We start from the raw sequence: 25,052 nt of genomic DNA on the forward strand, positions 1-25,052 counted from the left end.
ACCTGTTGCGGGTCCAGATCGCGCCCGGCGTCGCCGGTTCTCCGGCGGCCGCCGCCGGTTCCGCCGGGGCGGAAGGTGCCGCGGCCGGCGTGTGGAAGCGGCCGGTACCCGGCGGTGATCCGGCGCGGTCCGAGGTCGCCGGTGCGGCGCCGAGCGGTGCCGCTCCCGCGGTTCCGCCGGGTGGTGCGCCCGGTTCGGGCGAGGTGCCGCCCGCAGCGGATTCGAGCGGCTCGCCTTCCGAAGCCGATCGCACTTCCGCGGGCGTCCCGGCAATTCCGCCTCCCGGCCTGCCGACTGCCGCCGGTGGTCCGGCGGTTCCGCCCCCCAGCTGGCCACTTACCGCTGGTGGTCCGGTTCCGCCTTCCGGCTGGCAGGGCGCGCCGGGTGCGCCGGTGCCGCCCAACCCGAACGCGGGCTGGCGGCCCGCGCCCGGCGGGCAGATGGCACCGCCGCCCGGACCCGGCCCGAACACCTGGCCCGCACCCCGTCCGGGCGTCCCGCCCTACGGACAGCGCCCGCCCGGCACCCCGCCCCCATACACTCGCCCGCCGAGGACAACTCCGCCGTGGTGGCAGCGCGAGGGCGTCGTGAGCCGCCTGCTCGCCGTCGCGGGCGTCGCGGTGACGCTGACCGGCGTCGTGATGCTGCTGGTCCTGGCCGCGCAGGCGGGCTGGTTCGGCCCGGTCCCTCGGGTCGCCGCGGGCGCCGTATTCAGCGCGGTCCTGGTCGCCGCGGGAATCCGGGTCTCCGGCCGCGCGGGCGGCCGGGTCGGCGGAATCGCGCTCGCCGCAACCGGTATCGCCGGTGGCTACCTGGACGTCCTCGCCGTGACCACCCTGTACGGCTGGCTGCACCCGATCCCCGGCCTCGCCGTCGCCTTCGGCATCGCCGCTGGCGGCGTCGCCCTCGCCATGCAGTGGCGTTCGCAGCCGTTCGCGGTGCTGGTGGTCGCCGGCGTCGCGGTGCTCTCCCCGGCCGTCACCGGTGACCTCGCGCTTGTCGCCTTCCTGATCGTGCTCATGGCCGCGGGCCTCCCGGTGCACCACCGCTTCGACTGGCCCGCACTGCAGATCGCCCGCACCCTGCCCGCAGTGCTCGCCACCCTGTGGGCCGTCGGCGACGCGGTGATCGACGACCCCGTCGACTCCCGCGTGCTCTGGATCCTGGCAGGCGCCACCGTGATCGCGCTGCTCGGCGCCGTCGGCGTGGTCGACAGCGTGCGCCGCCGCCCGAAGGACATCGTCGCCACCGTCGCCTTCGCCCTGTCCACGGTCCCGCTGCTGAGCATGCCCGCGCTCTTCGACCGGCCCGCCGCGGCCGTCATCTCCGGCGTCACCGCCGCCGCCCTGCTCGGCGCCGCCGCGCTCACCTCCGCGAAATTCGCCGCCTCACTGCGCATTCCGCTGCACACGAGGGCCACCGCCGCAGTGGCGGGCGCCCTCGCGCTGCTCGCCACCTGCATCACGGTGACCGCTGACGACACCCTGCCGATCGCGCTCCTCGCGGTCGCCGTCGGCTTCCTCGCCGTCGGCAGCCAGGCAAGGTCGCTGCTCGCGGCGCTGCTCGGCACCGCCTTCGGTGTCATCGGCACCGGCCTGCTTTTCACCCTCGCGAACACCGAAACCCTCGCCACCCAGCGCCTCGCGGTCGACGACCTCGGCTTCGCCACCGCCGTCGCCGCGGTGCTCGCCGTCGCCGTCGCCGGCCTCGGCTTCCGCTGCCTGCGCACCGTCGCCCCGAACCGGGACACCGGCGCGGACTCCGTCTTCGGCGTCATCGCCGCCCTCGTCGCGCTCTACGCCACCACCGTCACCACGGTCTCCATCGGCGTGGCGACCGGCGCCGCGGACGGCTTCGTCGCAGGCCACAGTGCCGCCACCATCCTCTGGATGGCTGGTGCCACCGCCGCGCTCTTCTACGGCCTCCGCCTGCTCACCCGGGCCCCCGCCGCCGCCAAGGTCGCCCTGGTCTCCGGCCTGCTCGTCACCGCGGCGGCGCTCGCCAAACTCTTCCTCTTCGACCTCGCCACCCTCGACGGCCTGGTCCGCGTCCTCGCCTTCCTGGCGGTCGGCGTCCTGCTCCTGCTCGCCGGAACCCGCTACGCCCGCGCCTTCGCCGAAGCGGCCGCGGAGCGGCAGGAGAACTCGCCGGTCGAGTGAACGAGCCGAGCGTCGGTCCCGGTTACCGGGGCCGGCTTCTCGGCCCTCAGCGCCGTTTCTCGATCTCAGCCTGAATGCCCTCCAGTTCGGCCAGGTCCGAGGCGGATTCGGCAGCGCGGTGCCGCCGCTCGGCGAATTCGGTGTACCGGTCCGCGGATACCTGTGTGGCTTCCGCAGCCGAAACCCGACCCGGCCCGCGCAGGACCTCCCGCTCGTTGAAGTGCAAGAAGCGATCTGTCTGATCGACCCAGTCCGCCATGGTGAGTTGCTGCCGGTGCTCAGCTCGGTCCTCGGCGTAGTCCAAGAACATCGTGGTGAGTCGATTCAGGCGTTTGATCTCGGGCTCCGTCAGATAGTTCTTCGCGATACCGACATCGCCCTTGCGAACGGTCGCACCCTTGAACGAGGTCAGCCCCATATTCTGTTTCGCCGGATCGCTGCGGGCCACGACCAGTTCGGCGGCGGTCTGCCCGGTGACGGCGTAGAGCAACTTGTTCTGGATCTTCGCGAAGAAGGTCTGTGCGACTGTGGTCTTCGGGTCGTAGTCCGCGCTGGAGGCGGCGAAGACGTCGCGCACCTTCTCGTAGAAGCGCTTCTCCGAGGCGCGGATATCGCGAATCCGCTCCAGGAGTTCATCGAAGTAATCCGCGCCCCTCGGATCCTTCAGACGCGAGTCGTTCATCGCGAAGCCCTTGATGAGGTACTCCCGCAACACGGTGGTAGCCCAGCGGCGGAACTGTGCGCCGCGTGTTGACCGGACTCGATAGCCGACTGCCAGAATGAGGTCGAGGCTGTAGTGCTCGATCTCCCGCTCGACCTGTCTGGTCCCCTCGGTTCGAACTATTCGGAATTTCCGAACAGTTGCCTCCGTCGCTGCCTCGCCGTCGTCGTATATCGCCTTGATGTGTTCGTTGATCGTGGGAACGCTCTTGCCGAACAGATCGGCGATCTGCCGCTGATTCAGCCATACAGTGCCGCCGACAGCGCGGAGCTGTACTTCGGCTCGTCCGTCTTCGGTGTTGTAGACGATGAATTCGCCGGACGGCACCGCCGCGATGGGGTTGTGGCGCGCTGGGTTGTCGAGCGGATCGTCGGAGTCACGCATCTGTACGCTCCTGCATCTGCCTCTACGGATCCGCGAATCGCGAATCCCGCAGCAGAGTGTAAAACCGGCTGCGCCGACCAGAGCAATCGGCTATTGCCATGGCCGGTCGAAGGGGGCAGCCGAATCGTGTTCAGTCGCTACATCTTCGAGGCGTTAGAGCCGTCTACTCCCCGTCTCGCCTGCGCAGCAGTTCGTTGACGCTGACCGTGCGGCCGTCGTCGCCGGTGCGCGGCTCCTCGGCCGCGGTGATGCGGCGGCGGGAGGAGCGGAGTTCGGCCATCCAGTCCTCGATGCTGTTGCGGCCGTCCGTGCCGGGACCGGGGGTTTCCGGGGTGGGGGCTTCGGGGGTGCCGCCGTTGCCGCCGCCGAGCCGGGTGGCGCCCGCGCCGCTCGGTGCGGCTTCGCCGAGTGCGGGGTCGGGGCGGTGCGGGCCGTGGTCGTCCGCGGGGGAGTGCGGTTGCGTCGGCTGGTCGACGGTGCGCGGGGGGAGGACCCGGGCGCGGCCCGTGGGGCGCGCCTGCGGGCGGGAGGGGTCGTGCGGGCCGGGGGGGATCACGTGGGGGCGCGGGGTGCCCGGATCGGACTGTCCGGTGGAGAGGTCGAGCAGCGGGGCCTGGCCGGGAACGGCGGAACCCGCTGGGGCGCGGCCCACGTCGGCGAGCCCGGCATCGCGGGAGCCCGCGGTGCCCTGTCGCCCGGCATCGCTTCCTCGCACGGGCTCGCCCGGCGCGAAGCCACCGGGCCGCACCGGCTCGTTGGGTCGCGGGGAAGCGCCGGGCCGCACCGGCTCATTGGCCCGCGGGGAAGCGCTGGGCCGCACCGGCTCGTTGGGTCGCGGGGAACCGCTGGGCCGCACCGGCTCGGAACCGACGGATCGACCCGGATCGCCCGGCAGCCCGGTGTCACCGGCCCGCACGGGCTCGCCCGGCCGCGCCGGGCCGCCAACCCGGCCCGGATCACCGGCCGGCGTCGGCTCACCCGCCCGCCGCGGCTCATCGACCTGCCGCGGCGCACCCGGCCGCGTCGGATCACCGGGCCGATGCATCTCACCGGCCCGAACCGCGGCACCGGCAGCACCGGGCCGCTCGGCGCCGGGCCGCTCAGCTGAACTGGGCCGCTCGCCTGAACCGGGCCGCTCAGCTGAACTGGGCCGCTCGCCTGAACCGGGCCGCTCGCCCGGACCGGGCCGCTCGCCCGAACCGGAATCGCCCCGCTTCACCGACGCCCGCTTCGCGGGCCGCTCGTGCCGCCCGCCGATCCGCGCCGTCGGCGCCTCCGACTCGATCTCCTCGACCGTGCGCGGCCTGCGCGGCGTCTTGCGCAGCTTGCTGCTGGAAACAGCGGGCATCACCATGGTCACCGGGTCGGTGATGGGCGTGGTCTTGACCAGGTCGACCACGTCGTCGCCCCCGGGCCGCTCGTCGTCGAGCAGCGGCTCGCCGAGCCCGATCTTCTCCTGCATCCGCTTCATCCAGGCAGGCGCCCACCAGCAGTCGTCGCCGAGCATCTTCATGACGGCGGGGACGAGCAGCATGCGCAGCACGGTGGCGTCGATGAAGAGCGCGGCCACCATGCCGTAGGCGATGTACTGCATCATCACCAGGTCGGAGAAGGCGAAGGCGCCGGTGACGACGAGCAGGATGAGCGCGGCGGCGGTGATGATCCGGCCGGTGTGCGCGGTGCCGACGCGCACCGCCTCGGTGGTGGAGGCGCCCTTGCTGCGCGCCTCGACCATGCGGGAGAGCAGGAACACCTCGTAGTCGACGGACAGCCCGTAGATGATCGCGATGATCAGCACGAGCACCGGCGACATGATCGGCTGCGGCGTGAAATTCAGCAGCCCGGCCCCGTGGCCGTCGACGAAGATCCAGGTCAGGATGCCGAGTGTGGAGCCGAGGCCGAGCGCGCTCATGAGCGCGGCCTTGATCGGCAGCACCAGCGAGCCGAAGGTCAGGAACATGAGCAGCGTGGTCACGAAGAGCACGAGCGCGATCATCAGCGGCAGGGTGCGCAGCAGCGCGTCGATGCTGTCCTTCTGGATCGTCGGCTGCCCGCCGACCAGCATGGTCACGCTGTCGGGGACGTCGATCGCGCGCAGGTACTCGATGGTCGGGTCGGCGTTCTCCGAGTCGGCCAGGGTCGCGTTGGTGCGGAAGACGTCCGGCTGGGTCTGCGACTTGGTCGGGATCTCGAACGGGGAGCCGAGCCCCGGCGCCTGGTTGACCTCCTTGAGCACCCGGCCGATGGCGGTGGTGTCCGAGGAGACGAAGATGATCTGGATCGGGTCGGACTTGCGCAGCGGGAAGATCTGGTCGAATTCGGCCTGCGCCAGCCGGGTCGCGTTGTCCGGCGGCAGGTAGCGCTCGTTGATGCCGCCGAAGGCCAGGTTCTTCACCGGGATGATGAGCAGCAGCAGGATGATCGTGATCGGGATGGCGATCTTCAGCGGGTGCCGCATGACCCAGCGGGTGGTGCGCCCCCAGAGGCTGTTCTCCACCTCCTCGGCGGTCTTGGTGGCGCGGAACCGCTTGAGCCCGAGCGCGTCCACCCGCTTGCCGAGGATGGCGAGCATGGCGGGCAGCACGGTGAGCGCGGTGATCGCGGCCAGCGAGACGGTGGCGATGGCGCCGTAGGCGACCGACTTCAGGAAGCCCTGCGGGAAGAGCAGCATGCCGCCGAGGCTCGCGATGATCATGGTCGCGGAGAACACGACGGTCCGGCCCGCGGTCATCACCGAGCGCCGCACGGCGGCCTTGGTGTCGTACCCCTCGGCGCGTTCCTCGCGGAACCGGCTGACGATGAAGAGCCCGTAGTCGATCGCGAGCCCGAGGCCGATCATCGAGACCACCGGCGAGACGAAGGAGTTCACCTCGGTGAAGTGGGTCAGGAAGCGCACGATGCCCCACGCGCCGATGACCGTGAGGCCGCCGACCACCAGCGGGAGCGCCGCCGCGACCAGGCCGCCGAAGACGAAGAAGAGCAGCACGCCGACGGCCGGGATGGCCAGCAGTTCCATCCGCTTCTGGTCCTCGGCCATGGTGTCGTTCAGCGTGCCCGCCACCGGCTGCAGCCCGGCCACCTGGACGTCGATGCCGTCGATCTCGAAAGCGTCCTTGACGTCCCGGAAGTTGCGCACCATCGTGGTGTCGTCATTGCCGACGACGGCGACCGAGGCGAAGGTGTACTTCTTGTCCTTGGAGCCGAAGGTCTGCGGTGATGCGGCGCCGGTCTCGGTCTGCCAGTAGGCGCCGTTGATCTTCGCGATCTGCTCCGGGTGCTCGCGCGGCAGCCGGTTCAGGCTCTCGACGATCTTGTCCCGGAAGGCCGGGTCCTCGATCGTCGTCCCCTCCGGCGCGGTGTACAGCACGATCACGTCGCTGTTGTGGTCGCGGCCGAATGCCTCGTCCGAAATGCGCGCTGCCTCGGCCGATTCCGAGGTGGGGTCGTCCCACCCGCTGGAGCTCAGGTGATCGCCGAGGCCGAGGCCGTAGCCGCCGAGGGCGAGCAGCGCCGCGCTGACGATGCCGAGGACGGCGAAGCGCAGCTTGAAGACCAGATCGCCCCAGCGTGTGAACACTAAGCGACTCCTTGGGCGGGGCGAGAGGTGAGCAATGCCGTTAGCGGCCGGAACGGCTGCAGCCAGGCACCCTCGTCGGGCAGCGAGTCGAGGCTCACCCGGGGCAGGGGTTCACGGAACACGCCCGGGATGTCCTCGAGGTCGATGAACTCGAGGGTATCGGATGTGACCGCCCAACTCGCATGCTCCCGGAAGCCGAGCACCGTCGCGGGCACCCCGGCCGCGGCGAGCCGCTCCAGCGGCTCCCGAAACGCCTGGCCATCAGCGGAGGCGACCATGATTCCGGCCAGTCCGGCACCGCGGTTTCGGTGCTCGATATGGGCCAGCATGTCCGCGTCGACGTCGGAGTCCTCGTCGATCTTGGGTTTGGCGAAAACCGCATATCCGACGTTCCGGAGCGCCTCGACCCACGGCCGCACCACGTCGGCGGTGCCAGGCGCGATATTGGTGAAGACCGTCGCCTCCGGCTCCACCCGCAGCGAGCTGCCCGCGGAGAGCTCCGCGGTGCGGGCGAGCAGCCAGCGGCCGAGCGCGTCGAACCGGGGCCGGTAGGCGGCGGTCGGGCGGCCGCCGAGGATGGCGCCGAGCCCCATGTCCAGGTTCGGCGCGTCCCAGACCAGCAGCACCCGGCGGACCGTCGCGGGCGTCTCGCTGCCCTTGGCTCCGCCGGCAACCTCCACCTCGTCGTGGGTCGTGTCGCTGACGCTCATGACCCGATCTTCCCCCACACCAGCTCGGTGATGGCGCTACCGGCGCGCTGCGCCTTGCTCTCGAACTTGGTGACCGGGCGTTCCACCCCGATCAGGGCGGTCTCGGCGAGCCGCGCCGAATCGCCGCCGGTGGCGTCGTTCAGCCCGGTCAGCCGGGGCTCGCCGGCCCCGACCTCGGCGATCTGCTCGGCGTACTCGGCGTGGTCGGTGGCGACGTGCAGCGTGCCGCCCCGGATCAGCCGGTCGGCGATCAGCGCGACGGTGGCGGGCTGCAGCAGCCGCCGCTTGTGGTGCCTGGCCTTGGGCCACGGGTCGGGGAAGAACACCCGGACGCCGGTCAGCGACGCCGGGGCGATCATGTTCTCCAGCACGTCGACCGCGTCGCCGCGGAGCAGCCGGATGTTCGAGATCTCCTCCTGCTCGACCCGCTGCACCAGCTGGGCAAGGCCGGGCCGGTAGACCTCGATGCCGATCAGGTTCAGCTCCGGCTCGGCCTGCGCCATGAGCGCGGTCGCGGTGCCGGTGCCGCAGCCGATCTCCACCACCAGCGGCGCCTCCCTGCCGAACCAGGCGGTGGCGTCCAGCGGCTCGTCGGCCACGTCGCGGCCGATGACCGGCCAGGTGCGATCCCAGCTCAGCTGCTGTTTCGGCGTCAGCGCGGCACGGCGGGCGCGGAAACTGGTGACCCGCGGGTAGAGCCGCGAGGCGGCACCGTGGCGTGGCTCGCGGGCCGGGGCTGTGGACGGCAGGCCCGGAACCGACTCGGCAGTTTGGTTGGCGGCGTCGTTCACGCCCCCATTGTCCAGCATCCCGCGAGCACGTCGGCAGCCGACCGCGCTCGCGGCGCTCAGCGCGGCACGCCGCCGTACTGCCGCAACCATTCGATCGCGGCCGGGCGGGTCCGGGTCAGCCCCTTGTAATCGGCCATGTCGGGCGGGAGTTCGGCGAGCACGGCCGCCAGCCGGGCCGCCCACGCGGGCACCGCGGCCAGCTCACGCAGCGGCAGCAGATAGGTGCGGATGAGAAACATCACCGCGCCGGAGTACGGCAGCCGGATCAGGTGCTGCACCTCGGTGCGCAGGCAGAGCCGGTCGCCGACCTCGATCAGCGGGCCCTCGGCGACGGTCCTGCGGTCGCGGCCCCACTCCGGGTAGGTCTCGGTGGCGGTGTCCAGCCTGCCGTCCACGGTGAGCGTCCAGTTGGTGCGGCGGAAGCCGGGGCCTGCCTGGAGCCGGAGCAGGAAGTCGTGCGCCCGCGGGATCACCCGCTCGGTGTGCACCCGCGGCACCGGGCCGTGGATCTGCAGGAAGCTCATGCCGACGTCGAAGCGCATCGACCAGTCCGCAGCGAAGGTGACCAGCCCGGCGTCCGCCCACAGCTGCCCGGCGCGCTGGTCGAGCAGGACCACGTCCTCCTGGAGCTGGGTGCCGAGGAAGCGCAGCGGCTCGGTCTCCGGGTCGCCGACGGTGAACTCGCGCTCGATGCCGAGCAGGTCGTTGCGCCAGTACACCCGGTCGCCGTCCCGGCGCAGCGCCATGGACGCCGGGTGCGCGGCGGCCAGCTCGCCGAGGCAGACCAGCAGCGCCTCCCAGGCGGCGGGGCGCATGTGCGGCAGGCACTGGTGCCGAGTGGGGTCGGCGCGCAGGATTCGGGCGCGTTCGGCCAGTTCGGCGCGGAGGTGGCGGTCGATGTCGACCCGGTGCGCGCCCCAGGAGCCCGCCTCGGTGGCGCGCGGTGCGCCCGCGGGCTCGATATTGGCGCTGTAGCGGTAGACGTCGCGGGGGAGCGGGAAGGGGTAGCGGGCGACGTCGGCGGTCGGGGTGATCACAGCTCCAGCTCCAATCGGCCGGTGGCGCGGGAGACACACGGCAGCACGGCGGTGCCGCGCTCGTCCGCGGTGAGGAAGGAGTCGCGGTGCTCGGCGCGGCCGGAACGGACGGGAAGCCTGCACTCGCCGCAGACGCCCTGCCTGCAGAGGTTCGGAACCGCGGCGCCCTCGGCGAGCAGGGCGTCCAGCATGGTCTGCTCGGCGCCGACGGCGAACTCGCGGCCGCTGCGCGCCAGCCGCACCGTGAACGGGGTGCCCGGCGCGACCGGCGGCGCCGCGAATGCCTCGGTGTGCACCCGCTGCTCCGGCCAGCCCGCCGCCGTGGCCGCCGCGGTGACGGCCTCGTTCAGCGCGGCCGGGCCGCAGACGTAGAGGTGAGTGCCGAGCGGCTGGCGGCGCAGCGCCGGGCCGAGCGCGGCCCACAGCGCCGGCGCCGAGTGCGCCACCCGGAGCCGGTCGCCGCAGAGCGCGCGCAGTTCGTCCAGGTGCGCGCCGTGGCCGGGGCGGTGCGCGTAGTGCAGCTGGAAGGAGCGGCCCCAGGTCAGTGCGGCGCGCACGTGCGCGAGCAGCGGCGTCACCCCGATCCCGCCCGCGACGAGCAGGTGGTGCCGTGCCGTCGCGACCGGGGCGAAGGCGCTGCGCGGCGGGTCGACCCGGACCCGGTCGCCGGGGCGAAGCCCGTGTGCCCAGCGGCTGCCGCCGCGTCCGGCGGGGTCGAGCCGCACCGAGATCGCGTAGTGCCGCGGGTCGAGCCCGCTGCCGGTGAGCGAATAGGAATTCCGCAGGTCGGGGCCGCAGTGCAGGCCGATGTGGCTGCCAGGTGCGAAGGAGGGCAGCACCCCGCCGTCCGGGCGGGCCAGCACGATCTCGCGGATGTCGGGGCAGAGCGCGGCCGCGCGGGTAACCGTCAGTTCGCCGTCGGCGTCGCTCATCAGCGCTCCTCGGCATCGGCGCAGTAACCGAGGAAGGCCCCGAGGCGCTGCGAATAGTGGTGGTAGACGACGAGTTCGAGGCCGCAGCTCACGCAGGACACGGCACCGCCGATCGCCACCGAACCGGTGCTGCCGGTGTGGCAGTGCGGGCAGTAGACCGTGCGCGGCTGAGCGGCATGGAGGTCGGGCGCGGCCGTGAGCACCTCGGTGATCTCCGCCGGGATCGCCCCGGCCGCGAGCAGGTCGGCGCGGGCGCGGGCGATCTCGGCGGCGTTCCCGATCAGCACGAAGCGGTCGCCGGTCACGGCCGCCGCGAACACCGCGTCCGGCACCGACCCGTCCGCGCCGAGCGCGAAGTCCCCCGCCGAGCCCGCGGCCAGTACGAGCCGCCGCGCCCCACCCGGGGCAGGCAAGGGCTCGGGCGACCAGTGCGGAACGCTGGTCGTCGCCGGATTCACCGTCACGGCGCGAAGGAGCGCAGCCCGACGTAGAAGGCGAGCGCGCGGTCGGGGGTGGAGAAGAGGATGCGCGAGCCCTTGGGGAAGAAGATGGCGTCGGACTCCCTGGCGATCAGCACCTGCCCGGTGTCCGGGTTCTCCAGCCGGAACTCGCCCGCGAGCACCACTTTCATCTCGTCGTACTCGTACAGGTAGTCCAGCGGGGCGTCGGTGTGGCGCAGCTCGAAGTAGCCGGAGGCCATGGGCGAGCCGCCGGGGTTGGCGTACACGTCGTCGATGTAGCCCTCGGTCCCCGGGTACTCCGCGACCGGCATGCGGGTGAGTTTCTCGTGGAAACCGGAGGTCACCAGGAACGGGGTCATCGGGGGCTCCTGCCTGTGGAAGAACTGATGCATACGATGAAACGCGAGCGAATGACAGGAAACAAGCGGTACATCGTTACACCTGGGTAAAAGGACATTTCCGCTGCCGGACAACGGGTTTGGGAACACTCCCGTAATCCTGCGGCTACCCGCGCGTCATCCGGGCCGCGCGCACCCGGCACTAGACTGCGCGGCATGAGCAAACCCACCGTCTTCGTCACCGGCGCGGCCGCTGGCATCGGCCGGGCCACCGCGGCGCTCTTCGCGGCCCGCGGCTACCTGGTCGGTGCCTCCGACGTGGACGAGGTCGGGCTCTCCCGGCTCGCCGCCGAGCTGCCCGACGGCAGCGTGCACACCGCGGTGCTCGACGTCACCGACCGGGAGCAGTGGGAGCTGCGGCTGCGCGAGTTCCACGAGCGCGCGGGGCGGCTCGACGTCCTGGTCAACAATGCCGGGCTGCTGCGCTCCGGCCCGTTCGAGGAGATCGACCTCGCGGTGCACCGCGCGCTGCTCGACGTCAATCTCGGCGGGGTCGTCACCGGGACGCACGCCGCCTTCCCGTACCTGCGCGACACCGCGGGCGCGCAGGTGGTGAACCTCTGCTCGGCCTCGGCCATCTACGGCCAGCCCGAGCTGGCCACGTACGGGGCGAGCAAGTCCGCGGTGAAGAGCCTCACCGAGGCGCTCGACCTGGAGTGGCGCAAGCACGACATCCGGGTGCTCGCGATCTGGCCGCTCTTCGTCGCGACCGCCATGGTCGACGGGCTGGACATCGGCAGCACCCGCTCGCTCGGTGTCCGATTGACCGTGGACGACGTCGCCGACGGCATCTGGGCCGCTACCAGGCGGGGCACCCGACTGCGGCCGGAGAAGGTGCACTACGAGATCGGGGTGCAGGCCAAGGTGCTGGCGACCACGGCCAAGTACGCGCCGTCCTGGGCGGTCCGCAGGGCCAACCGGTTCTTCAGCGGCAACTGACGGCGCCACCCGGCTCTGACACAATGCCGGGCAGCGGGGCGCGGGGCCGCCCCGGCGAGGGGGCGAAGCACAGATGACCACGGCCGTCGATCGCACCGGCCCGGTGCCAGGGGCGGCTGATCCGCTGGACGAGCTGGTGCGCACCCTCGCCATCGGCGCAGCCGCCGACCAGCGGATCGGGGAGCGGCTCGGCGCGGCGGCGCGGCAGGCGCGCAGGCCGCCGGTCATCCAGATCACCGGCCGCTCCGGGGCGGGTCGCAGCACGGTCGCGGCGGCGCTGGCGCTCATCTCCGCGGTGGAGACCGGGCCGGTCGACGAGCCGGGCAGCGCCGATCCGGTGCTCGACGGCGACATCGTGGTGTACGTGATCGCGGGCGCGCCGCTGCCCGCCGACCGGCGCGCGCTGGACGCGGTGCCCGAGCAGCGCGCCGTCGTCGTGCTGAACAAGGCCGACGCGATCGGCACCCGCTGGTCCGACGCGGTCGTTGCGGCCGAGCGCTGCGCCGCCGAGCTCGGCATCGCCACCGTCCCCGTTGTCGCGAGCCTGGCGGTGCGGACCAGGGCGGGCACCGTCTCCGCCGACGACCTCGCCGCGCTGCGCGCGCTCGCCGAGCGCGACGACCCGACGCTCACCCTCGCGCCCGACCTCTTCCTCGCGCCCGGCCCCGACCTCGCGGTGCGCGAGCGGCTGCTCCGCGATTGGGACCTGTACGGGGTGAACTGCGCACTCGCCGCGCTCCGGCACGATCCCCGGATCGGGACGCGGGCGCTGCTGCAGCTGCTGCACGCGGCGTCCGGGATCGACCCGCTGCACGGGCTGCTGCACAAGCGCTACGAGCAGATCGGGGCGCTGCGCGGCGGCGAGCTGCTCGACGAGATCGCCCGGCTCGCGGCGCGCGCGGTGCCGGTGGGCGGGAGCGTCGCCCGCGACCTGCTGGAGCGGCACCTCGACGGGGACGAGGCGCGCTGGCTCGGGCTGCGCGCCGGGCTGGCCTGCCCCCAGGTCGCGCACCTCGCCGCCGGCTATCCATCGCCCGCCCCCGCCGACGCGGACGACGCCCTCGCCCGCGCCCACCGCTGGCGCGCCGTCGCCGGCGGCGACCTGCCCGCCCCCGCCCGCCGCGCCGCGCTCCGCGTGCACGCGGGCTACGTGCGCCTCTGGGAACGGCTCAGCGGTGCCGGACTCTGAATCCGAAGCAGCACCAGCGTCCGTGCCGCCCGGAGCCGGTGCGAGCCCGGAACCCGGCGCGGCCCCGGCGGGCAGTGCGCGCCCGGAGCCCGGTGCGGCTCCGGCTGGCAGTGCGCGCCCGGAATCCGGTGCGGCTCCGGCTGGCAGTGCGCGCCCGGAATCCGCCGTAGCTGTCGGCCGCGACGCGAGTCCGGAGCCCGTGTCCGAGGCGGTGCAGCGCACCGAGCTTCCCTCCGAGCTCGAGGCGCTGATCGCGCGGTGGAACCCGCAGGGCATGGCGCTGCTGCGGGCGGTGCGCGGCACCGGGAGCGGCTCCAGGGTCACCCTGATCGGCCCGGACGACGCCAACACCACCGTGCTCCGCACGGAGCTGGCCCGCTTCGAGCCCCGCATCGCGCTCGCCGACCCGGTGCCCGGCATCGCCGCCTCGGTGGAGACCACCTCCCCGCGCGGCACCGCCCCCGGCCCGGTAGCCCTCGTCCTGCTCGACGCGGGCACCGTGCTCGGCAACGACACCGTCGACCTCCTGCGCAGGCTCCGCGCCGACGGCACGCAGGTCCTGCTCGCCCTGAACGGGACGCACGCGCACCGCGACTGGCGCGCGGTCCGCGACCGCGACGAGGCCCTGCTCCGCGCGGCCGGGCTCGAACTGCCGATCCTCCCGGTCTCCGCCCGCCTCGCCGCGGCCGCCCGCGGCGGCGACCCCGCCCTGCTCGACCGCTCCGGCCTCGCCGCCCTGCACGCCGAGCTCTGCGCCGCCGCCGCCGGCGCGGGCGGCCCGGAGCGGATCGCCGCGGTGACCACCCGGGTCCTCACCGAGACCAGGCAGCGCATCACCGACCAGGTGACCGTGCTGACGACCGGCTCGGACCAGCTCGCCCTGCGCGCCGAGCGGACCGCGCTGATCGCGGCGCGCGACGGCGGCCGCACCACCGCCATCGCCACCCTGCGCGGCCAGCTGCACCTGGCCAGGGTCGACCTGCTCACCGAGGTCGGCGCCCGGGTCCGCGCGCTGCACACCGCCGCCCGCGCCGAGCTGGACAAACTGGCCCGCTCCGACCTCGGCAGCTACCCGGACCACCTGCAGTGGTCGGTCACCGAGCTCACGGGGGCGCTGGACGCCGCCATCGAACAGCGCACCGCCGAGCTCGCGACCAAGGTCGACGGCGAGGGCGCGACCGTCCCGCTGCGCCGCCGCGAACCGGCGCCCCGGGTCGGTCCCGACCCGGAGCCGAGGCACCGCGGCGTCGAGGACAACCTGATGATCGCGCTCGGCGCCTCCGCGGGCGTCGGCATCGGCAGGCTCGTCGTCGCACCGTTCTCGCTGCTGCCCGCGCTGGACGCGGCCAGCGTCCCGGTCACCCTGCTGCTCGGCGCGGGCGCCGCCGCCTGGGTGGTGCGGGCGCGCGGCCAGGTGGCCGAGCGCAACCACGTCCGGCAGTGGGCGGCCGACGCGCTCGTCAACGTGAAGGCCCAGCTGGAGCAGCGGGTGGCGACCGCACTGGTGACCGCGGAGGCGGCGCTCTCCGATCATGTGGTACAGGCCACAGCTGCCAGGGTGGTGGACACCGACCGCCGGGTGGCCGAGCTGGAGGCCCGGATTCGCAGGTCCGCCGCCGAAAGCCCAGGTCAGCTCAGTGCCTGCGAGCGCGACATCGAAAGCCTGAACCGATGGATTCCGGTTGTGAAATAGGTTTCTCCTGGGTACTCCATAGCCATCCCGATGCCGTACCGATCGTCACATCGCGTTAACCTCTTAAGCAGGAACCTGGGCGTCCGCTTCGTCCGTACACGCCGCCCGGTTGGGCGATCCGCCGATCGGTCGTAGCGGGTGCTTCACCGCCAATGGTGGCGCTCGGTGTGTTCGCGCTGGTCACGGGCCTAGGGCCAGGCGGCGGAGCACCGGGACGGCTGCCCGTCTCAGGAGAGTTTTCATGACTTCAGCGACCATTCCTGGTCTTCGTGGATCCGACGGCAAGGCGCCGACCGAACACACCGAACTGCTCGCCTGGGTGCAGGAAGTCGCAGAACTCACGCAGCCGGAGCGTGTGGTCTGGGCGGACGGTTCCGACGAGGAGTGGGATCGACTCACCACCCAGCTCGTCGAGGCAGGCACGTTCAAGCAGCTCGACCCGAAGAAGAAGCCGAACTCCTTCCTCGCGCTCTCCGATCCGTCGGACGTCGCGCGGGTGGAGTCGCGCACCTACATCTGTTCGAAGACCGCGGCCGACGCGGGCCCGACGAACAACTGGGTCGACCCGGCCGAGATGCGCGCCACCATGACCGAGCTGTACCGCGGCAGCATGCGCGGCCGCACCCTCTACGTGGTGCCGTTCTGCATGGGCCCGCTCGGTGCCGAGGATCCGAAGCTGGGCGTGGAGCTGACCGACTCCGAGTACGTCGTTGTCTCGATGCGGGTGATGACCCGGATGGGCCGCGCGGCGCTGGAGAAGCTCGGCACCGACCGGCCGTTCGTGAAGGCGCTGCACTCCGTCGGCGCCCCGCTCGCCGACGGCCAGGCCGACGTGCCGTGGCCGTGCAACGACACCAAGTACATCACGCACTTCCCGGAGGACCGGGAGATCTGGAGCTACGGCTCCGGCTACGGCGGCAACGCGCTGCTCGGCAAGAAGTGCTACTCGCTGCGCATCGCCTCGGCCATGGCGCACGACGAGGGCTGGCTCGCCGAGCACATGCTGATCCTCAAGCTGATCTCCCCGGAGAACAAGGCGTACTACATCGCGGCCGCCTTCCCGAGCGCCTGCGGCAAGACCAACCTCGCCATGATCCAGCCCACCGTCCCCGGCTGGCGGGCCGAGACCCTCGGTGACGACATCGCCTGGATGCGGTTCGGCAAGGACGGGCAGCTGTACGCGGTCAACCCGGAGTTCGGCTTCTTCGGCGTCGCGCCGGGCACCAACAAGAAGTCCAACCCGAACGCCATGGCCACGGTCGAGGCGGGCAACACCGTCTACACCAACGTCGCGCTCACCGACGCAGGCGACGTCTGGTGGGAGGGGCTGGAGGGCGAGCCCGACCACCTGATCGACTGGAAGGGCAACGACTGGTACCTCCGCGAGACGGAGACGCTGGCCGCGCACCCCAACTCCCGCTACTGCACCCCCATGTCGCAGTGCCCGATCCTGGCCCCCGAGTGGGACGACCCGCAGGGCGTCCCGATCTCGGCGATCCTCTTCGGCGGCCGCCGCAAGACCACGGTCCCGCTGGTCAGCGAGTCCTTCGACTGGCAGCACGGCGTGTTCATGGGCGCCACGCTCTCCTCCGAGCAGACCGCCGCCGCCGAGGGCAAGGTCGGCACCGTGCGCCGCGACCCGATGGCCATGCTTCCCTTCCTCGGCTACCACGTGGGCGACTACCTGAACCACTGGATCAACATCGGCAAGAACGCCGACGCCGAGAAGCTGCCGAAGATCTTCTACGTGAACTGGTTCCGCCGGGGCGCCGACGGCCGCTTCCTGTGGCCCGGATTCGGCGAGAACTCCCGCGTGCTGGAGTGGATCGTCGGCCGCATCGACGGCACCGCCGCCGCCGAGCAGACCGCCATCGGCCACGTGCCGACCGCCGGTCAGCTCGACCTGGACGGCCTCGATGTCGAGGCGGCCGATGTCGACGAGGCGCTCGCGGTGAACGCCGAGGAGTGGCGCAAGGAGATTCCGCTCATCGAGGAGTGGTTCGAGTTCGTCGGCGACAAGCTGCCGTCCGGCGTGCGCGACGAGTTCGAGGCGCTGAAGCAGCGCTTGAGTTAGTACATCCCGCGAAGGCGCGGCGCCTGGAGCATTTCCGGGCGCCGCGCTTTCGCTATTCCGGGAACGGCGCGAACCGGACCGTGGTGGCGAAGCCGGAGGCCAGTAGCAGCGCGGTGCGGCCCTTCGGGACGGCCTTCGCCTCGGCGCGGAAGGCCGCGATCGCCACCTTCTTCCAGTTGTGCCTGGGGTGCTCGGCGAGCACCTCGCCGACCCAGCCGCGGTCCAGTTCGGCGATCCGCGCGCCGATCACGTCCACCGCGGCGCCCGCCGAGACGAACCCGCCGGGATCGCCGGTATCCGCCGCGACGCCCGGCGTGATGTGCGCCGCCACCGCGGTGCCGACCGCGTCGGCCCGCTCCGGCGCCAGCCCGGCGCCGAGCGCGAAGGCCGCGGCCCGCTCCCCGCCGACCACCGCGAAGCACCGGTTCGCCGTCGGCGTGCCGAGGTTCAGGTCGTGCAGCAGGCAGGCGATATAGGCCACCTCGTCGTCGTAGGTGGCATTGTCGAGCCCGGCCAGCGCCTTCCCGAACAGGTAGGTGCGGTAGGAGTGCGCGAGCACCGGCGGGGAGAGTTCGGCGCGGGCCAGCTCCTCCGCCTCGCGCGCGGCCCTGGAGTCCGGAACCTGCCCCGGCTCGGCCCGCCCCCGGCCACCCCGCCCCGCCGCCCAGGCCAGCCGCCCGGCGAGCAGCCCAGGCAGCTGTCGGGCGATCTCGGCCCGCAACCGCCTGCGCTGCGCTGGCGAGAGCGCTCCGCTGTTCGTCCTGATCTCCGCGTGGTCCACGCTCATCCGACCCTCCTCCGGTGTCGTACCGAGTACAGCGCGAGTGCGCGGCCGGGACGAGTGGCGCGGATGCCACTGATGCGTGGATCTCTGCCAAACTGGGCGGCATGAGGCAGGTGGTCGCGCTCGCGCTGGACGGCGTCATGACCTTCGACCTCGGCTGCGCGGTGCAGGCATTCCGGCACGGCCCCGACGCCACCGGGCAGTCCGCCGGCTTCGAGATGCGCACCTGCGGGCTGCGACCGGGCCCGGTGTGGACGCCGAACGGCTTCGATCTCCGCGTTGAACACGGACTGGCGGCGCTGGAGACGGCGGAGATCGTGGTAGTCCCCGGCATCGCGCTGCCCACCCTGACCCCGCCGCCCGAGGTGCTCGACGCGCTGCGGGCCGCGGCCGCGCGCGGGGCAACCATGGTGAGCATCTGCGTCGGCGCCTTCGTGCTCGCGCACGCCGGGCTGCTCGACGGCAGGCCCGCGACCACGCACTGGGGGTACTGCGCCGAGTTCGCGCGGATGTTCCCCTCGGTCCGGCTGCGGCCGGAGGCGCTCTACGTCGACGACGGCACCGTGCTGAGCTCGGCGGGGCTCTCCGCGGGGCTCGACCTGTGCCTGCACCTGGTGCGCCGCGAACTCGGCGCGCAGGCCGCCGCCGACCTCGCGCGCTGGAACGTCACCCCGCCGCACCGCGAGGGCGGGCAGGCGCAGTACATCCCGGCCGCGCCGCCGCCGCGCACCGAGGCGGGCGCGCTGGCCGCCACGCTGAGCTGGGCCGCCGCGAATCCCGCCGCGGTGCCCGATGTTCCGGCGCTCGCGGCGCACGCGCTGATGAGCGAGCGCACCTTCGTCCGGCGCTTCGCCGCCCTGGTCGGCGGCACGCCGCGGCGCTGGCTCGACGCCCAGCGGACGCTGCGGGCGCGGCAGTTGCTGGAGACCACCGACCTGCCGGTAGATGTCGTTGCGGCGCAGGCGGGTTTCGGCAGCGTCACCGCGCTGCGCGGCCACCTGCGCGCCGCCACCGGCAGCACGCCCGCCGCGTACCGCCGGGCGCTGCGGCGCTGACGAATTCCCGGCCTTTGTGTTTACCGGACACGTTCGAGGGGAATTCCCTGGTTGCCATGAGGTCGGGCTTCGGTGGCTTATGCTTCTCGCGTTCGACCTGGAGAAATGAATTATGGGCGCGCGGAAGGTGTCGGGACATGACCGATCTGGATACCGGTGCACTGCGTGACGTACTGCCGAGCACTCCGCTCCGCCGCGCCGCCTCCCGCCTCGATTCCGTTCTGCCCCCTGGGTTCCGGGTGGAGATCGTCGACTCCGACCCGGAACCCGCGCCCGTCCTGCGCGTGGTCACCCGCGAGGACTGAGTTCGGCTACTCCGTGTAGCCGAGCGGCATGAGAACGGATTTCTGTTCGCAGAAAGAATCCAGACCTTCTGGTCCATTTTCCCGGCCGATTCCGGAATTCTTGTAGCCGCCGAAAGGCGCGCCCGGATCGAAGGCGTACCAATTGATGGCGTAGGTGCCGGTGCGCACCCGGCCCGCGATCTCGGCGCCGTGCTCGATATCGGTGGTCCATACCGAGCCGGCCAGGCCGTAGGCGGAGTCGTTGGCGATGGCGACCGCCTCGTCCTCGGTCTCGTACGGGATCACCGCGAGGACCGGGCCGAAGATCTCCTCCTGCGCGATGGTCGAGGAGTTGTCGACATCGGCGAAGATGGTCGGCTCGACGTACCAGCCGCGGTCCAGCCCCTCGGGCCGCCCGCCGCCGAGGACCAGCCGCGCGCCCTCCTTCTGCCCGATGGCGATGTAGTTCTCCACCCGGTCGCGCTGACGCTCGGAGATGAGCGGGCCGAGCACGGTCGCCGGGTCGGTGGGGTCGCCGGTCTTCATGGCGCGCACGTTTTCCACGATCGCGTCGACCACCTCGTCGTACCGGCTGCGCGGGGCGAGGATGCGGGTCTGCGCCACGCAGCCCTGGCCGCTGTTCATCAGCCCGGCGAAGGTCAGCATGGGCACGCTCGCGGCCAGGTCGACGTCGGGCAGGACGATAGCGGCGGACTTGCCGCCGAGCTCCAGCGAGACCGTCTTGAGCTGCTCGGTGGCGAGCGCGCCGAGCTTGCGGCCGACCGCGGTGCTTCCGGTGAAGGTCAGCTTGTCCACGCCGGGGTGGGTCACCAGGTACTCCGCCGCCTCCGGCTCGGCGGGCAGCACCGAGAGCACGCCGTCCGGCAGCCCGGCCTCGGTGAAGATGTCGGCGACGATATTCGCGCTGAGCGGGGTCAGCGGGGACGGCTTGAGAATGACGGCACAGCCGGCCAGCAGCGCCGGGGCCAGCTTGTTCGCGGCCAGGAAGAGCGGGACGTTCCAGGCGGTGATCGCGGCGACCACCCCGCGCGGCTCGCGCGAGACCCGCGAGGTGCCGAAGGCGCCGGTGCGCGTCTCCCGCCAGGGGAAGGTCTCGGCCAGCCCGGCGTAGGCGTCCAGCGCGGCGACGGCGGGGATCTGGTTCAGCGTCCCGCCGACCAGCGCGGTGGCGCCCATCTCGGCGGTGAGCGCGGCGAGCAGATCGCCGGAGCGTTGCTCGATCAGCCGGGCCGCCCTGGTGAGCACCGCGGCCCGCTCCGCGGGCGGGGTGTGCGGCCACGGCCCGGAGTCGAAGGCGGCGCGCGCGGCCGCGACCGCTCTGTCCACATCCTCGGTGGTGACCAGGGGGACGCTGCCCACCGGCTCGACCGTGGCCGGTGAGATGACCTGGAGCCGCTCGGAACCGGCCGGAGCGGTCCACTGGCCGCCGATGAACAGGCTGTCGTAGTGCATGGGAACACGTTACATTTTCGGGTCCGGATTGTCTGTAACGTGTTCTAGTTTGCCCTCCGCGCACCGCCGTGACCAGTCGAATTCCGACCTCCCGGTTCGCTTTTCGCTCAAACGCACTATTGCGTTTTGTTGCTGTTGGATGGATGCTGGTAACTGAAAGTCCGCTCGATCGAGACACAACCGAGACCGATTGGGGAGATCGCGACATGGCGGTGCACGTGATCGGACGGTCGCTGATGACCAGCGACCGGACCGACCATCAGGCCAAGTCCGTCGGCACGGGAGGGTGGGTGGTCTCGTTTCTGCCCGGTCGCACCCTCACGCTGGAGCAGGCGACCGCGGCGATGCAGGCGGCAGAGGCGGTGATGACGGTCGGCGCTCTGGCCGGTCAGGTCGGTCTCACCGCCATGGAGACGGTCGGGCTGGCGCTGCAGGAGCCGCCGTGGCCCGCCCCGGCCGCCGAGCCGGCCTTCCGCCCGGCCCTGCTGCGCGGGCTGGTCTCCGCCGTGGCCCAGCGGGCCTGACAGCCAACTCTCAGCGACCGGCCGGTCGGTCCGGTGCGATAGCCACCACGACCAGATTGCTGACGAGTAGCTCGCGGATCAGCGGGAGGCGAACCAGCCACCACGCCCAGCGCGGGTGGTAGCGCGGGAAAATCGCCTCTACCTGCGCGGGAGTCCTGGCAGCCCAGCGAAGTCCGGCGGCGGCGCCGACCGCGAAGAGGGAACGTCCGAACCGGTTCTTCGGCTCCCGGCCGTGCCTGCGCTTGTACTTGCGCGCCGCGTACTCGCCGCCCAGGTAGTGCCACGGCCCGGTCTCGTGGCCGCCGAACGGGCCGTGCCACACGGTGTAGGAGAGCACGACGAGCCCGCCGGGGCGGGTCACCCGGACCATCTCGTCGGCCATCAGCCACGGGTCGGGGACGTGCTCGGCCACGTTCGAGGACAGGCAGACGTCCACCGCGCCGTCCCGGAAGGGCAGCGCCATGCCGGAGCCGCGCACCGCGCCGGGCACCGAGAGCCCCGCGGCGTGCATCTCCGACGGGTCCGGCTCGACCGGGAGGTAGCGCGCGCCTGCCCGGTCGAACTCGTCGGCGAAGTAACCGGGGCCGCCGCCGACGTCGAGCACGGTGGCGCCGCCGAGGTCGCGGCCGGTGGCGTCCAGGTAGAAGTCGGCGATCAGCTCCGCGGTGTCCGTGGCAAGGCCGCCGTAGAAGACGGCGGGGTCGGACTGCTCGAAGCGGAAGCTGCCGAGCAGCCGCAGGGAGCGGCGCAGCGTCGCGCGCCTGGCGAAACGGGGGTCGCGGGCGGTGGTCACGGCTCGGAGCACGGCGCCGAGTCTCGCACAGCGGCGCGGGGCGACCGCCCGGGAGATGTCCGGTCCGGGGCGGAGCGGGGGATATAGGGTGTAGCGAAATTCCCCGCCGACGACGACGAGAGAAGCTCCATCGTGCGCGAAGTGCTCCTGCTCTGCTGGCGCGACACCGGCCACCCGCAGGGCGGCGGCAGCGAGCGGTACCTGGAGCGGGTCGGGGCCAGGCTGGCGGCGCAGGGGGTCAAGGTCACGCTGCGCACCGCCGGGTATCCGGGCGCGGCGCGCCGGGAGCGGATCGACGGGATCGAGATCAGCCGCGGCGGCGGCCCCTACACCGTCTACCCGCTGGCACTGGCCGCCATCCTGCTCGGCCGGATCGGGCTCGGCCCGCTGCGCGGGCTGCGGCCGGACGCGGTGATCGACACCCAGAACGGCATCCCCTTCTTCGCCGCACTCGCCGCGGGCGCGCCCGCCGTCGTGCTCGTGCACCACGGGCACCGCGAGCAGTGGCCGGTGGCAGGCACGCTGGTCGGCCGGGTCGGCTGGTGGATCGAGTCCTGGCTCTCGCCGCGCGTGCACCGGCGCAACCAGTACCTGACCGTCTCGCTGCCGTCCGCCGAGGAGCTCGCCACGCTCGGCGTGCAGCGCGAGCGGATCGCCGTCGTGCGCAACGGCGCCGAGCCGGTCCCCGCCGGGGTGCGGCCCGGCGACCGGGCGACCCGCGCCGACGCGCCCCGGCTGGTCGTGCTCTCCCGGCTGGTGCCGCACAAGCAGATCGAGGACGCGCTGGCCGCCACCGCCGCGCTGCGCACCCGCTTCCCCGGGCTGCGGCTCGACGTCGTCGGCGGCGGCTGGTGGGCGGAGAACCTGCAGGCGTACGCGCGCGAACTCGCCATCGCCGACGCGGTGACCTTCCACGGCCACGTGGACGAGGAGCGCAAGCACGAGCTGCTCGGCCGCGCCTGGGTGCAGCTGCTCCCCTCGCGCAAGGAGGGCTGGGGGCTCGCCGTGATCGAGGCGGCGCAGCACGGGGTGCCGACCATCGGGTACCGCAGTTCGCGCGGGCTCACCGACTCCATCGTCGACGGGGTGACCGGGGTGCTCGTCGACGATGCCGAGCAGCTCGCCGAGGCCGCAGCCGAGTTGCTCGGTGACGGGCCGGGGCGGGCCGTCATGGGGGAGAAGGCGCGGGCGCGGGCGCGGGAGTTCTCCTGGGAGCAGACCGGGGACGGGGTGCACACGGTGCTCGCCGCCGCGGCGCGGGGCGGGTACGTCAGCGGGTTGATCGCGGCGCCGGAGAGTTCCGAGCTCGGCTGAGCGCCGCCGCGGCCGCGGCGCCGCCGATCAGGAGGGCGGCCCAGAGCAGGTGGGTGGCGCCTGCGATGCGACGGGCGTTCGGGGAGGGGCGCTCGGTGACGACGGGGTCGGGGACCCGGTACAGGGTGAGGTCGGCGTCGGTGTAGACCGGGGCGCCGAGCTGCTCGAGCGTGCGGGCCGAGTCGCCGAGCGGGCCGGGGGTGCGGTGCTCGACCAGTACCCAGCCGACGCCGGAACCGGCTATTTCCGCGGCGGGCGCACCGGCGAGCAGCGCCCGCTCGACCCGCGCCGCGCGCCGCCCCTCGCCGGTGACGGTGCCGCCGCGCACCGGGAGCTCCCCGGTCTGCAGCACGTCGGCCGGGAGCAGCCGCGGGGCGGGGTCGAGCACCGGCGCCTCCCCTGACCACGGGAAACGGCGGAACATGCCGCCGGGCAGCACCGCGATATCGCCGGGGTGGCCCGCCTCGTCGACGGCGGCGGCCGCGCGCGCCCACCCGGCCGGGTAGTGCACCGGGCGCAGCGCCCCGCTCGCGCCGAACGCCAGGTCGGCGAGCGGCAGCGTGAGCAGGGCGATCAGCAGGGCGGCGACGGCGGCGGGCGCCCGCCGGGCGATCGCCATCGCGCCTGCGGCGGCCGCGAGGGTGTAGGCGGGGACGGCCAGCGCGACGTACTTCTGGGTGTCGCGGAGCAGCCCGGCGCCGGGGATCGCCGCCACCAGCTGCTCGCCGACGGCGAGGCCGAGCGCGGTCGCGCCGAGCGCGGGCAGCACGACCGCGGCCACCGCGACCCCGGCGAGGGTGCGGCGCAGCGCGGTCTCGTCCGGCGGCCCGGCGGCGAGCAGGCGGCGCAGCCCGAACAGGACCAGCAGGAGCAGCAGCGCGGTGCCGATCAGCGCGAGCGGGCCGGTGCGGGTGGCGGGGACGGCGTCGGCATTCCAGATGCCGCCGAGCCCGGCCAGCGCGCCGAGCGTACCGAGCCACGGCTCCGCGCGGGCGGCGAAGGCGGCGATCCCGGCGGGATCCGAGTGCTCGCCCGCGGAGCCGGAGAGTGCCGCCGCCACCAGCCACGGCGCGGCGGTGCCGAGCCAGAGCAGGGCCGTGCCAGGGATGCGGCGCGGGCCGACGGTGAGCAGGGCGAGCACCCCGGCCAGCAGGGCGCCGGTCGGGGTGAGCCCCGCCGCCGCCAGGCACAGGGCGAGCGCGGCCCAGGCGGCGAGCCGGGCCCGGCCGGTGCCGTGCCGGTCGCGCAGGCGCAGGGCGGCGAGGACCGTCCACGGCAGGGCGGCGTAGCCGGTGAGCAGGCTCCAGTGGCCCTGCAGCAGGCGCTCGGCCACGTACGGGTTCCAGATCGCCACCGTCACCGCGACCAGCTGCGCGGAGAGCGGCGCGTCCAGCAGGCGGCGCGCCAGCACGGCGGCGCCGAGCCCCGCGCTACACAGCGCGAGCAGCAGAATCGCCTTCACCACCAGCCCGCCGTCGAGTGTGGTGGAGAGCACCGCGAGCGCCGCGTCCTGCGGGACCGCGCGCGGGGCCGCGTCGCCGAGGCCGAGGGCGGCGTCGGTCAGGTACGAGCGCGGGGTGCTCACGGCATCGCGCAGCAGGAGGTGGCCGGGGGCCAGCAGTGGCGCGAGGATCAGCAGGGTCAGCACGGCGCTGTAGGCCGGAACCACCGCGGCGCTCAGCCGGGCGGCAGCTGGTGCGCCTTCCGGCCCTGACTCGCTCACGGCGGACCACCCTACGGTCCCGCGACGGGCCGGGGCG

At 73.0% G+C, this 25,052-nt stretch carries 21 protein-coding genes; 9 read left to right on the plus strand and 12 right to left on the minus strand.

Annotation, left to right across the window (positions count from 1 at the left end; translation table 11 throughout):
- The first annotated feature begins 587 nt into the window (after positions 1–587).
- Positions 588–2,159: a DUF2339 domain-containing protein gene (locus tag ACFUJ1_RS03755; RefSeq protein WP_378642111.1), complete on the plus strand. Its 1,572-nt coding sequence runs from the start codon at positions 588–590 to the stop codon at positions 2,157–2,159.
- A gap of 46 nt (positions 2,160–2,205) precedes the next feature.
- Here ACFUJ1_RS03755 and ACFUJ1_RS03760 read toward each other — a convergent pair whose 3' ends face one another.
- The 8 genes from ACFUJ1_RS03760 to ACFUJ1_RS03795 form a co-directional block, all read right to left on the minus strand.
- Complete coding sequence (locus ACFUJ1_RS03760; protein ID WP_378642113.1) at positions 2,206–3,264, minus strand: virulence RhuM family protein; 1,059 nt, start codon at positions 3,262–3,264, stop codon at positions 2,206–2,208.
- Between the two features lie 163 nt (positions 3,265–3,427).
- Positions 3,428–6,841 carry an MMPL family transporter gene (locus ACFUJ1_RS03765; protein WP_378642114.1) on the minus strand — a complete coding sequence of 1,138 codons (3,414 nt, stop codon included), beginning with the start codon at positions 6,839–6,841 and terminating at the stop codon, positions 3,428–3,430.
- Positions 6,841–7,551 (minus strand): NYN domain-containing protein, encoded by a 711-nt coding sequence (locus ACFUJ1_RS03770; protein ID WP_378642116.1) that lies wholly within the window; start codon positions 7,549–7,551, stop codon positions 6,841–6,843. Before ACFUJ1_RS03770 ends, ACFUJ1_RS03765 begins: the two co-directional genes overlap by 1 nt.
- Positions 7,548–8,360: a tRNA (guanosine(46)-N7)-methyltransferase TrmB gene (gene trmB / locus ACFUJ1_RS03775; protein ID WP_378642118.1), complete on the minus strand. Its 813-nt coding sequence runs from the start codon at positions 8,358–8,360 to the stop codon at positions 7,548–7,550. The genes ACFUJ1_RS03770 and trmB overlap by 4 nt, the downstream gene beginning before the upstream one ends.
- A gap of 38 nt (positions 8,361–8,398) precedes the next feature.
- A complete protein-coding gene (locus tag ACFUJ1_RS03780) occupies positions 8,399–9,379 on the minus strand; it encodes a DUF3445 domain-containing protein (protein ID WP_378642120.1) in 981 nt (326 codons plus the stop codon).
- Positions 9,376–10,311, minus strand: a complete 936-nt coding sequence (locus ACFUJ1_RS03785; protein WP_378642122.1) for a PDR/VanB family oxidoreductase — start codon at positions 10,309–10,311, stop codon at positions 9,376–9,378. Before ACFUJ1_RS03785 ends, ACFUJ1_RS03780 begins: the two co-directional genes overlap by 4 nt.
- Positions 10,311–10,775, minus strand: coding sequence for a dimethylamine monooxygenase subunit DmmA family protein (locus ACFUJ1_RS03790; RefSeq protein WP_378642124.1), 465 nt, complete (start codon positions 10,773–10,775; stop codon positions 10,311–10,313). The genes ACFUJ1_RS03785 and ACFUJ1_RS03790 overlap by 1 nt, the downstream gene beginning before the upstream one ends.
- Positions 10,772–11,131: an ethanolamine utilization protein gene (locus ACFUJ1_RS03795; protein WP_378613314.1), complete on the minus strand. Its 360-nt coding sequence runs from the start codon at positions 11,129–11,131 to the stop codon at positions 10,772–10,774. Before ACFUJ1_RS03795 ends, ACFUJ1_RS03790 begins: the two co-directional genes overlap by 4 nt.
- A 195-nt stretch (positions 11,132–11,326) precedes the next feature.
- Here ACFUJ1_RS03795 and ACFUJ1_RS03800 point away from each other — a divergent pair, with 195 nt between their 5' ends.
- From ACFUJ1_RS03800 to ACFUJ1_RS03815, 4 genes are all read left to right on the plus strand, one after another.
- On the plus strand, positions 11,327–12,109 hold the full coding sequence (locus ACFUJ1_RS03800; RefSeq protein WP_378642126.1) for an SDR family oxidoreductase: 783 nt from the start codon (positions 11,327–11,329) through the stop codon (positions 12,107–12,109).
- 73 nt (positions 12,110–12,182) lie between these two features.
- Entirely contained in the window at positions 12,183–13,298 is a 1,116-nt protein-coding gene (locus ACFUJ1_RS03805) for a hypothetical protein (protein WP_378642128.1), read from the plus strand.
- Between the two features lie 199 nt (positions 13,299–13,497).
- Complete coding sequence (locus ACFUJ1_RS03810; protein WP_378642130.1) at positions 13,498–14,991, plus strand: hypothetical protein; 1,494 nt, start codon at positions 13,498–13,500, stop codon at positions 14,989–14,991.
- A gap of 241 nt (positions 14,992–15,232) precedes the next feature.
- Entirely contained in the window at positions 15,233–17,065 is a 1,833-nt protein-coding gene (locus ACFUJ1_RS03815) for a phosphoenolpyruvate carboxykinase (GTP) (protein WP_378642131.1), read from the plus strand.
- Positions 17,066–17,117: 52 nt separating this feature from the next.
- Here ACFUJ1_RS03815 and ACFUJ1_RS03820 read toward each other — a convergent pair whose 3' ends face one another.
- A complete protein-coding gene (locus ACFUJ1_RS03820) occupies positions 17,118–17,852 on the minus strand; it encodes a phosphohydrolase (RefSeq protein WP_378642133.1) in 735 nt (244 codons plus the stop codon).
- Positions 17,853–17,953: 101 nt separating this feature from the next.
- On the opposite strand from ACFUJ1_RS03820, the gene ACFUJ1_RS03825 reads away from it, so the two are divergent.
- Positions 17,954–18,904, plus strand: a complete 951-nt coding sequence (locus ACFUJ1_RS03825) for a GlxA family transcriptional regulator (protein ID WP_378642134.1) — start codon at positions 17,954–17,956, stop codon at positions 18,902–18,904.
- Positions 18,905–19,041: 137 nt separating this feature from the next.
- The gene (locus ACFUJ1_RS03830; RefSeq protein WP_378642136.1) at positions 19,042–19,209 is read left to right on the plus strand and encodes a hypothetical protein; all 168 of its coding nucleotides are present in this window, start codon (positions 19,042–19,044) and stop codon (positions 19,207–19,209) included.
- Between the two features lie 6 nt (positions 19,210–19,215).
- Here the strand turns inward: ACFUJ1_RS03830 and ACFUJ1_RS03835 are convergent, their stop codons facing one another.
- Positions 19,216–20,661, minus strand: coding sequence for an aldehyde dehydrogenase (locus ACFUJ1_RS03835; RefSeq protein ID WP_378642138.1), 1,446 nt, complete (start codon positions 20,659–20,661; stop codon positions 19,216–19,218).
- A gap of 206 nt (positions 20,662–20,867) precedes the next feature.
- On the opposite strand from ACFUJ1_RS03835, the gene ACFUJ1_RS03840 reads away from it, so the two are divergent.
- Complete coding sequence (locus ACFUJ1_RS03840; RefSeq protein WP_378613304.1) at positions 20,868–21,185, plus strand: hypothetical protein; 318 nt, start codon at positions 20,868–20,870, stop codon at positions 21,183–21,185.
- A 10-nt stretch (positions 21,186–21,195) separates the two neighbouring features.
- On the opposite strand, the gene ACFUJ1_RS03845 is transcribed toward ACFUJ1_RS03840, so the two are convergent.
- A complete protein-coding gene (locus ACFUJ1_RS03845) occupies positions 21,196–21,990 on the minus strand; it encodes a methyltransferase domain-containing protein (protein WP_378642140.1) in 795 nt (264 codons plus the stop codon).
- A 120-nt stretch (positions 21,991–22,110) separates the two neighbouring features.
- Here ACFUJ1_RS03845 and ACFUJ1_RS03850 point away from each other — a divergent pair, with 120 nt between their 5' ends.
- On the plus strand, positions 22,111–23,292 hold the full coding sequence (locus ACFUJ1_RS03850) for a glycosyltransferase family 4 protein (RefSeq protein ID WP_378642142.1): 1,182 nt from the start codon (positions 22,111–22,113) through the stop codon (positions 23,290–23,292).
- On the opposite strand, the gene ACFUJ1_RS03855 is transcribed toward ACFUJ1_RS03850, so the two are convergent.
- Positions 23,249–25,015: a hypothetical protein gene (locus tag ACFUJ1_RS03855; protein WP_378642143.1), complete on the minus strand. Its 1,767-nt coding sequence runs from the start codon at positions 25,013–25,015 to the stop codon at positions 23,249–23,251. The genes ACFUJ1_RS03850 and ACFUJ1_RS03855 overlap by 44 nt on opposite strands.
- Positions 25,016–25,052 lie beyond the last annotated feature (37 nt).

It is taken from the genome of Nocardia sp. NPDC057227, assembly GCF_042669725.1.
GTDB classification, from domain to species: Bacteria; Actinomycetota; Actinomycetes; order Mycobacteriales; family Mycobacteriaceae; genus Nocardia; species Nocardia asteroides_A.

Coding starts and splice junctions, on each gene's coding strand:
- ACFUJ1_RS03760 (WP_378642113.1), bottom strand. CDS start 3,264: ATGCGTGACTCCGACGATCCGCTCGACAACCCAGCGCGCCACAACCCC.
- ACFUJ1_RS03770 (WP_378642116.1), bottom strand. CDS start 7,551: ATGAGCGTCAGCGACACGACCCACGACGAGGTGGAGGTTGCCGGCGGA.
- trmB (WP_378642118.1), bottom strand. CDS start 8,360: ATGCTGGACAATGGGGGCGTGAACGACGCCGCCAACCAAACTGCCGAG.
- ACFUJ1_RS03785 (WP_378642122.1), bottom strand. CDS start 10,311: ATGAGCGACGCCGACGGCGAACTGACGGTTACCCGCGCGGCCGCGCTC.
- ACFUJ1_RS03795 (WP_378613314.1), bottom strand. CDS start 11,131: ATGACCCCGTTCCTGGTGACCTCCGGTTTCCACGAGAAACTCACCCGC.
- ACFUJ1_RS03800 (WP_378642126.1), top strand. CDS start 11,327: ATGAGCAAACCCACCGTCTTCGTCACCGGCGCGGCCGCTGGCATCGGC.
- ACFUJ1_RS03805 (WP_378642128.1), top strand. CDS start 12,183: ATGACCACGGCCGTCGATCGCACCGGCCCGGTGCCAGGGGCGGCTGAT.
- ACFUJ1_RS03815 (WP_378642131.1), top strand. CDS start 15,233: ATGACTTCAGCGACCATTCCTGGTCTTCGTGGATCCGACGGCAAGGCG.
- ACFUJ1_RS03820 (WP_378642133.1), bottom strand. CDS start 17,852: ATGAGCGTGGACCACGCGGAGATCAGGACGAACAGCGGAGCGCTCTCG.
- ACFUJ1_RS03825 (WP_378642134.1), top strand. CDS start 17,954: ATGAGGCAGGTGGTCGCGCTCGCGCTGGACGGCGTCATGACCTTCGAC.
- ACFUJ1_RS03830 (WP_378642136.1), top strand. CDS start 19,042: ATGACCGATCTGGATACCGGTGCACTGCGTGACGTACTGCCGAGCACT.
- ACFUJ1_RS03835 (WP_378642138.1), bottom strand. CDS start 20,661: ATGCACTACGACAGCCTGTTCATCGGCGGCCAGTGGACCGCTCCGGCC.
- ACFUJ1_RS03840 (WP_378613304.1), top strand. CDS start 20,868: ATGGCGGTGCACGTGATCGGACGGTCGCTGATGACCAGCGACCGGACC.